The organism is Streptomyces sp. 8L, from assembly GCF_020176795.1.
Classification (GTDB): Bacteria; Actinomycetota; Actinomycetes; order Streptomycetales; family Streptomycetaceae; genus Streptomyces.
This window is the reverse complement of the sequence record NZ_JAIUKE010000578.1, coordinates 1-6,319: the sequence shown is the minus strand read 5'-3', so window position 1 is coordinate 6,319 and position 6,319 is coordinate 1. Positions and strand designations below refer to the sequence as shown.

The 6,319-nt window shown below is 67.8% G+C and carries 11 protein-coding genes; all 11 read right to left on the bottom strand.

Going from position 1 to position 6,319, the window contains the following annotated elements; genetic code table 11:
- Positions 1-93 precede the first annotated feature (93 nt).
- The 11 genes from LCE31_RS34830 to LCE31_RS34780 all read right to left on the bottom strand — a co-directional run bounded on the left by LCE31_RS34830 (position 94) and on the right by LCE31_RS34780 (position 6,126).
- Entirely contained in the window at positions 94-534 is a 441-nt protein-coding gene (locus LCE31_RS34830; protein ID WP_225021692.1) for an SLOG family protein, read from the bottom strand.
- Positions 531-785, bottom strand: coding sequence for a hypothetical protein (locus LCE31_RS34825; RefSeq protein ID WP_225021690.1), 255 nt, complete (start codon positions 783-785; stop codon positions 531-533). The genes LCE31_RS34830 and LCE31_RS34825 overlap by 4 nt, the downstream gene beginning before the upstream one ends.
- Positions 786-985: 200 nt before the next feature.
- The gene (locus tag LCE31_RS34820; protein WP_225021688.1) at positions 986-1,171 is read right to left on the bottom strand and encodes a hypothetical protein; all 186 of its coding nucleotides are present in this window, start codon (positions 1,169-1,171) and stop codon (positions 986-988) included.
- Between the two features lie 68 nt (positions 1,172-1,239).
- Positions 1,240-1,563: a hypothetical protein gene (locus tag LCE31_RS34815; RefSeq protein ID WP_225021686.1), complete on the bottom strand. Its 324-nt coding sequence runs from the start codon at positions 1,561-1,563 to the stop codon at positions 1,240-1,242.
- A gap of 79 nt (positions 1,564-1,642) precedes the next feature.
- Positions 1,643-2,449, bottom strand: coding sequence for a DciA family protein (locus LCE31_RS34810; protein ID WP_225021684.1), 807 nt, complete (start codon positions 2,447-2,449; stop codon positions 1,643-1,645).
- On the bottom strand, positions 2,442-3,620 hold the full coding sequence (locus LCE31_RS34805; protein ID WP_225021682.1) for a hypothetical protein: 1,179 nt from the start codon (positions 3,618-3,620) through the stop codon (positions 2,442-2,444). The genes LCE31_RS34810 and LCE31_RS34805 overlap by 8 nt, the downstream gene beginning before the upstream one ends.
- A gap of 414 nt (positions 3,621-4,034) precedes the next feature.
- The gene (locus tag LCE31_RS34800; RefSeq protein ID WP_225021680.1) at positions 4,035-4,214 is read right to left on the bottom strand and encodes a hypothetical protein; all 180 of its coding nucleotides are present in this window, start codon (positions 4,212-4,214) and stop codon (positions 4,035-4,037) included.
- 83 nt (positions 4,215-4,297) lie between these two features.
- Positions 4,298-4,675, bottom strand: coding sequence for a hypothetical protein (locus LCE31_RS34795; RefSeq protein WP_225021678.1), 378 nt, complete (start codon positions 4,673-4,675; stop codon positions 4,298-4,300).
- Positions 4,672-5,034 carry a hypothetical protein gene (locus LCE31_RS34790; protein ID WP_225021676.1) on the bottom strand — a complete coding sequence of 121 codons (363 nt, stop codon included), beginning with the start codon at positions 5,032-5,034 and terminating at the stop codon, positions 4,672-4,674. Before LCE31_RS34790 ends, LCE31_RS34795 begins: the two co-directional genes overlap by 4 nt.
- A 328-nt stretch (positions 5,035-5,362) precedes the next feature.
- Positions 5,363-5,785, bottom strand: coding sequence for a hypothetical protein (locus LCE31_RS34785; protein ID WP_225021674.1), 423 nt, complete (start codon positions 5,783-5,785; stop codon positions 5,363-5,365).
- Positions 5,782-6,126, bottom strand: coding sequence for a hypothetical protein (locus tag LCE31_RS34780; RefSeq protein WP_225021672.1), 345 nt, complete (start codon positions 6,124-6,126; stop codon positions 5,782-5,784). Before LCE31_RS34780 ends, LCE31_RS34785 begins: the two co-directional genes overlap by 4 nt.
- Positions 6,127-6,319 lie beyond the last annotated feature (193 nt).

Below are 6,319 nucleotides of genomic sequence, written 5' to 3'. Positions count from 1 at the left end.
GGGCCATGATCCGCGACGGAGCGTACTACCAAGCCACACCACCGGTCACGGCCGCGGCTTGACAACGTCATTGGGAAGTCTCCTGGTGTTCGGTCAGGCGGTGATGACGCGGGTGGAGATGCCGGCCTTGCGGGCGCGGCGGAGGCAGTCGGCTGTGCCGCGAGAGTTCTGGTGGCTGAAGCCGACGACGAGTAGCGGCGCCAGGTCGATCATCTCCTGGTTCCGGCGGTGTCCTGCCCAGGGGCAGTAGTTGCGTCCGCGGGTGCGGCGGCGATGGTCGGGTGGGCAGTCGGACGTGCAGGGGCCGGGCCAGTCTGCGGGGTGTGGGTCAGTGGGAATGCCGTGGTTGTGGGCCCAGATGTCGGCGAGGGTGTCGGCGCCGTCTTCTGCTGCTCCGTGAGTGAGGAGCATGCCGTCGTAGCCGTCCTGGAGGGTGTCGTGCCAGGTGTCGAGGAGGATGCCGGCGAGTAGCTGCGGGTCGGGCCAGGAGCGGCTGCCGGTGACGAGAATCCGGGCGAGGTTCGGGCCGGTCATGTGGCGCCCCTTTCCAGGATCGTCTTCAGACGTGCTCGGGCGAGGTGCTCGGTGAAGTAGGTCTCGCCCTGGCGAGCTGGACCTCGCTGGTTTGCGGGCAGTCCGAGGCGGTCGCGGACGCGCCATACGAAGAGGACCCGGCGATGCAGACGATCGGCTATCTCGCGGTCATTGAGGCCGGCGGCGTGGAGGCGCCGCACTGCCTCTTCGCGGTCGCCGAGCCTTGTTCGCTCGGGGGGATCCCCAGCCATCAGTCGCTGGACCGCGACCTCATCTACGTCAGCGCGGCTGAGTTCCCATTCGCGATGAACAGTCTGGGCGCGGCTCATGTCGCCGCTGGACCAGCCTCTGTGGTAGCAGGTGCGACAGAAGCCTTTCGCGAAGTGCGTTCGGTCGCACCAGCTGTTGGCGCACTCCCGCTTGCGGCCTGGCGGTCTCCCTGTCCTTGCCATCAGCCCTCGCCAGCGTCAAGGGGCGCGAGGGCTTCCTCTATGTCCTTCAAGCGCACGACGCGCAGAAGACCGGAGGCGACGGAGATGTCGCAGTACGGAGTGATGTCACGGACGGATTGCACAACGGCACGCAAGCGCCGGTTTTCCTCGGCCAGCTCGTCGTAGGTCGGCTTGAGGTTCTGCATGCTGTTCCCTCCATCGGTGAGCCCGGCCGCGCAATATGGCCGGGCTCTAGTGGTCATGCGGTCTTCGGCTAGGCGGCGGTGGCAGCGGTGATGGCGTCGTTCAGCCAGAACAGGGCGTCCTCCCCCCGCTCACGGCGAAAGGCACTGAGGGCGCGGGCCAGGTTGTCGGCAACGGCGCGCCGGTACGTCGGGCCATAGGTGATGTACGGCAGGAGCTGCGTGCGGATTGCGCCGAGGAGGGCTGACTTCGAAAGCGACTGTTCCCCGGCCGCGCCAGCGACTTGGTCGGGCAGGGTGACGTCGAGACTGGCGAGCCAGGTGTCGGTCTGGTGAGTGCCGATCATGTTGACCTCCCGGTCAACGGTGGCGGGCTGTTGCCGCCGGATCTCCATGTCGCCTGACGCCCACACTATCCGTTAAGCATTATTAGAGCAATGCTTAATCGGGCTGGAGTGGGCGCGATCGGCCAGGTCATGAGGCGGCTTCGAAGGCTCGGCGGACTGCGGGGCCGTGGCCGGCCTTCTGGGCGCGGGCCATGCGGATAGCGGCCTGCCGTACCGCCTCGGCTGCGTCATGCTGGTCTGCCGTCGAGGTTGCGACGCGTTCGGCTTCGGCGACGCCGTCGGTGAATGCTTCGGGTGGCTCGCGGTGGGCGGGGTCGCTTATGAGCGCGTCGAGTCGGGCGCGTGCTGCGGCGACGAGGGGGTGCTCGGTGGCCGTGTCCGGCTTGTGCTGCTGGTGGAGGGCGAGGTTGTGCCGGTAGCCGGGCGAGGCGGTCTCCCGGGTCCGTACCGGACCGAGCACAGGCTCCGCGGGCTCGCCTGCCGTCGCGGGTACGGCTAGCTCTGGGATGGGGCCGACGGGCAGGATACGGATGCTGCGGACGACGGGCTTGCCGAGCTTCTCGTTGATGCGGGCCACGAGCTGGCGCTGGAACACGCTCAGGTGGGTTCTGTACGTGTGGGAGGCGGGGCGCAGTCGGAGTTCGCCACGGTCGGGGTCGTAGCCCTCAGGGGCGACGTGGCCGACGAGTTCGGGGCAGAGGGTGGCCCATTCGGCAAGGACGCCACCGCCAGCGGTGGGGGTTTCCCAGCCTTGCTCGGTCATGAGTCGGTCGACGGCGGCGCCGAACTGCATCGGATCGCGTCCGTCAGCGCCTCGCCGGCTGGAGACGCGGCGGGTCTTGGTCTTGCTGGCAGGCCGGTTCTTGGCGGCCTGGCGGGCAGCCGCGAGTGCGACACGAGCGAGGTCGGCCCCGGAGGGCTGCGGGTCAGACATAGAGGGCCTCCTGACGGTCCCGGGTGCGGCAGTCCTGGCGGATGGCGAAGGTGACGAAGTCGAGGCCGTACAGGTCGAGGGCGTCGTCCTTGTCGTGCTCGTAGTGGTCGATGACGTCGGGCCAGCTGTTCCAGTCGAGGCGGGCCAGGACGCGGTCTTCGTTGGTGCGCTCGGGCTTCGTCGTCTCGAGGGGCGCGAACAGCGCGGCAAGGGAGGCCCGCTCGGCGGCGGCACGGCCTGCGGTGCTGTCCTCCCAGACGATGGCCTGCTCGATGTCCTGCCGCAGTTCGCGGTCCGTGGCCCGGTCGGCTTCGGCCTGGTACAGGGCGGCAGCGACGACACGGTGCGGGGCGGTCGGCTCCCAGGCGTAGCCCGCGGCGTGCCGGAACCCTGCGTCGACGACGAACCGGACAGCCTGCTCCTCGGTCCACTGCTGCTCGCCCATGTCGGCGCACACCCAGCGGATCTGGTCGTGGGTGGAGTTCCGCATCCACGGCACGCGGCGGCGGATCGCGCGGGCGAGTTTGTCGCCGAGTTGCATTCCGGCGGCGGTGACCTTGTCGCCGAGGATCGTGGCCCGCTTCTTGCTGCTGCTGGTTTTGGGGGTTCGGGGGGAGGTGCTGGGGGTCTTTCGCGACCGCGCTGCGGTAGTAGTAAAACCACCCACCATCTGAACCTTCTCCTCTACATCAGCTGAGGTAAGGGAAGGGGGCGCACAAGATCCAGAACGGCAGTTGTCTACAGGGCAGTTATCCACAGGCGCAGGGCCCTCGAGCGGCTCATCTGGGGCGGTGTGCGGGTTGCGGTAGTCGACGACGATGCGGGCCTCGTAGCCGGCGCCGATCCGCTCGATGCCCATGGCGTCGTCGTACTCGGCGGGGATGGTCGCGGCGTAGATGGTGGCGGTGCCTGCGTAGCCGCCCAGGCCGAGCTTGGAGCGGACGTTGCGGCGGGTGCCGTGGACGACCCAGGCGAGGGCTCCCAGCTCCCGCAGGACGGCAACGTGGCGCTTGACGGTGGACCGGTCGATGCCGAGGCGTGCGGCGGTCTCGTCGAGGCAGTAGCGGGCGTGGCCGGTGTCGTAGTCCATGCGCTTGGCGAGGTCTTCGGCGACGCGGAGGGTGGTGCTGCTGGCCTTGGGGTGGAGCCCTGCGGAGATGAGCCAGCGCACGGAGCGCAGCCATCGTCGGGGCCCGGTGCGGCGAGAAGGGGTGTTCTCCAGTTCCTGGAGGGTGCCTCGGATGGGTTCCCAGGCGACACCGGGTGCCCCCTGGGAGGGGGACTTTCGGCGCGTTTCGGGCGTCTCGTGGGCGCCAAGCTGACAAGAGGGGGTGCGCTGAGGCACTATGTACCTGCTTTCTTCGGGCACGCAAAAAGCGCCCGGTGAAGGTGAGTGGTTCGGGAAGAACCAGAAGTTCGCCCTCGGGGTGGCACCCGATGGGCCTTGGCTCGGACTGGTAATCCGGGCCGTTATGTGAGGCCGTGAGGTCCGGTCGGTGGTCGGCAAACCACCAGCAGGGTCAGCGGCTAGCGGTAGAGGAAGTGCTCCCCGGCAAGGGAGCAGGAGACCTCCCGCTTCCGGTGGCTACGTCAAGCAGTCCCCTTCACTGGGTGAGGTCTGCCCCTGCGCCTGGTCGGCGAGGGAAGCTTCTTCGTCCGGCAGTACGTCACCGGCGAGAGTCCATACGACATAGAGCCGGTACGTCCCAGCAACGACGGCGAGTGCCCAGTGGTTGCCCACGTGGTGCTCAGCCTGGTTGCACATGGCCCCGTAGTTGGGACCATGTGCTGGGTAGGTGGCCGAGCACAGCTCACCGTCTGGGAGGTCTGGCGCAACACGACGGGCGCTCATCGCTGCGCCTCCCAGCCGTAGCCCTGAGCGAGCAGCCGCACGACCGGGCACGTGTCGCCGTAGTCGAACTGAGTCCACTCATCGAGGTAGCCGGTGGCGTCCTTGGCCGGGCAGGAGTGCATCTTCCGCCTGTGCAGTTCGAGGAGCTTCCGGTCGGCGGCGCAGCGACGCAACACTGAGGCAGGACCGGCGCAGTCACATACGGCGCCGGGTACTTCTGCGGCCATCAGCATGTCGGCAACATCAGCTAGGCCGATTAGATGCACATCGCATTCGCGGTCGTGCCAGCGGTCGGCGTTGCTCGCGGCTTCAACGACAGCGGTCTCCAGCCAGGCGAGGATGTCCTCGCCCTGGGCGGTCGGGTCGGCGCTCATCGCTGCGCCTCCCCGTCTTCGTGGCGTTCCTGCTCCGCGCAGATGTCGCGGATCATGTCGGCCATCTCGCCGAACTCTCCGTATTCGTACTCCTCGCTCAGCCCATGCGAGCAGCCGAGGGTTGCTTCGAGGCGCGCGTATTCGCAGCCCGTCTCGCAGCCGTAGAGGCCGTCTGAGGCGTCCTGTTCCGAGACGTGAAGATCCGGACAGTCAACGAGGTGCCGAGCGGCTTCGGAGACGGAGTTCCGGAAGGACGGAATCGGACTGTCCAGATTGGAGCGCGTCTGCTCGTGGAACTTCCGCAGGATGTACCGGGCGACGAGAGCATCGGCGTGAGCCGCGCCCTGGTCGGCGGTCATGCGATCGGGGTGGTCGTAGCGGTACCCGTCTGCGACGCCGGTGTGATCTTCACGGCGGAGACCTGGGTCCTACTGGTTGCCGGGAGCATTGCCCGGGTACTCTTGGCCACGTCGGCACCTTCATTCGCTTCGAAACGGGTTGTGTGTCGGCCCGGCCCCGCCCCTGGTGTTAGCCGCACCTGGGAATCCGCGGGGCCGTTCCTCTTTGTCTGTGTGCACCGACCACCTGAATGGTCGTCTGACGCAAGGCCCAGCCTACCTTTTCCATCCACAACTTGTCCCCCCGTTCCCCCGTCGTGTCCTTTTGTCGCACAAGTCACCGACGCCATCAGTGCTCACGACCCGACTCGCCGTCAGCAGGATGCGACTCAGTCGCCCTTGACGCGATCGACGCCGACCGGGCAACCTGACCCGCCATCGCATGAAACGCCGCCCCCGACAGCGCGGCCCGATGCGCCTCCAGTTCGTCACGACGGAACGACGGGTTCGCCGCGATCAACCCCGCCCGGAATCCCGCTGCCGCATACAGCTTCGCCACCTCGTCCAAGACCGCCGGATCAACATCCGGGAACAGGTAGCGAGGCAGCATCTCCGGCTGGCCCACCGCATCGAGCATGCCGTCCGCCATCAACCCGGCCAGGAACTGGCCCGACGACGTCGCCATCCCCGCACACATCAGGTCCGTCCGTACCGTCTCCCACCCGTCATCCGAACCAGCAGCAGAAGCAGGGGCAATCGGGCTGGTGGTCATGCGGCACGCTCCATCAGGTCGTCACTCTCGGTCGTCTCGTCCAACTCCAGGTCCAGCAGTGCCAACTGCACCGCATGCGCACGGCGTATCCGCCGCTGCCGCGCCCCATCCGACGTGGGCGCCGCAGCCACCGGCAGGTCATCCCGCACCACCTCCACCGACGCAGGCAGCAGCCCATGCCGCCGCGCCGCCGCCAGCAACTGCTCACGCGTCGCCGCCTCCCGATCCAGCCCCAACACCAAGCAGAGCTTCGACCGGTGCCAGTTCGCCGTCCGCGTATCCAACCCCGCCAACCGAGCCACCTCATCCGCATCCGCCGACCCCGCCAACGCGACCAGCACAGCCCGCTTCTGCGACGTATCCCCATGCGCCGGCTCCGGCACCATCCGCCGCGCCGCAATCAACGCCCGGTGCCGCTCCAACGCCCGCCGGCCCCCCGCCACCCCATGCGGCTCCCATCGTTATCTAGTGCTGTCAAGCATCACAGCAGGTCATAGGCAATACAAACTTTCAGACACGTGAGGCATGTTGGCG

What these genes read in the sequence shown, in the direction of transcription:
- LCE31_RS34830 (WP_225021692.1), bottom strand. Translation starts at nt 534, where the DNA reads ATGACCGGCCCGAACCTCGCCCGGATTCTCGTCACCGGCAGCCGCTCC.
- LCE31_RS34825 (WP_225021690.1), bottom strand. Translation starts at nt 785, where the DNA reads ATGGCTGGGGATCCCCCCGAGCGAACAAGGCTCGGCGACCGCGAAGAG.
- LCE31_RS34820 (WP_225021688.1), bottom strand. Translation starts at nt 1,171, where the DNA reads ATGCAGAACCTCAAGCCGACCTACGACGAGCTGGCCGAGGAAAACCGG.
- LCE31_RS34815 (WP_225021686.1), bottom strand. Translation starts at nt 1,563, where the DNA reads ATGGAGATCCGGCGGCAACAGCCCGCCACCGTTGACCGGGAGGTCAAC.
- LCE31_RS34810 (WP_225021684.1), bottom strand. Translation starts at nt 2,449, where the DNA reads ATGTCTGACCCGCAGCCCTCCGGGGCCGACCTCGCTCGTGTCGCACTC.
- LCE31_RS34800 (WP_225021680.1), bottom strand. Translation starts at nt 4,214, where the DNA reads ATGTGCAACCAGGCTGAGCACCACGTGGGCAACCACTGGGCACTCGCC.
- LCE31_RS34795 (WP_225021678.1), bottom strand. Translation starts at nt 4,675, where the DNA reads ATGAGCGCCGACCCGACCGCCCAGGGCGAGGACATCCTCGCCTGGCTG.
- LCE31_RS34790 (WP_225021676.1), bottom strand. Translation starts at nt 5,034, where the DNA reads ATGACCGCCGACCAGGGCGCGGCTCACGCCGATGCTCTCGTCGCCCGG.
- LCE31_RS34785 (WP_225021674.1), bottom strand. Translation starts at nt 5,785, where the DNA reads ATGACCACCAGCCCGATTGCCCCTGCTTCTGCTGCTGGTTCGGATGAC.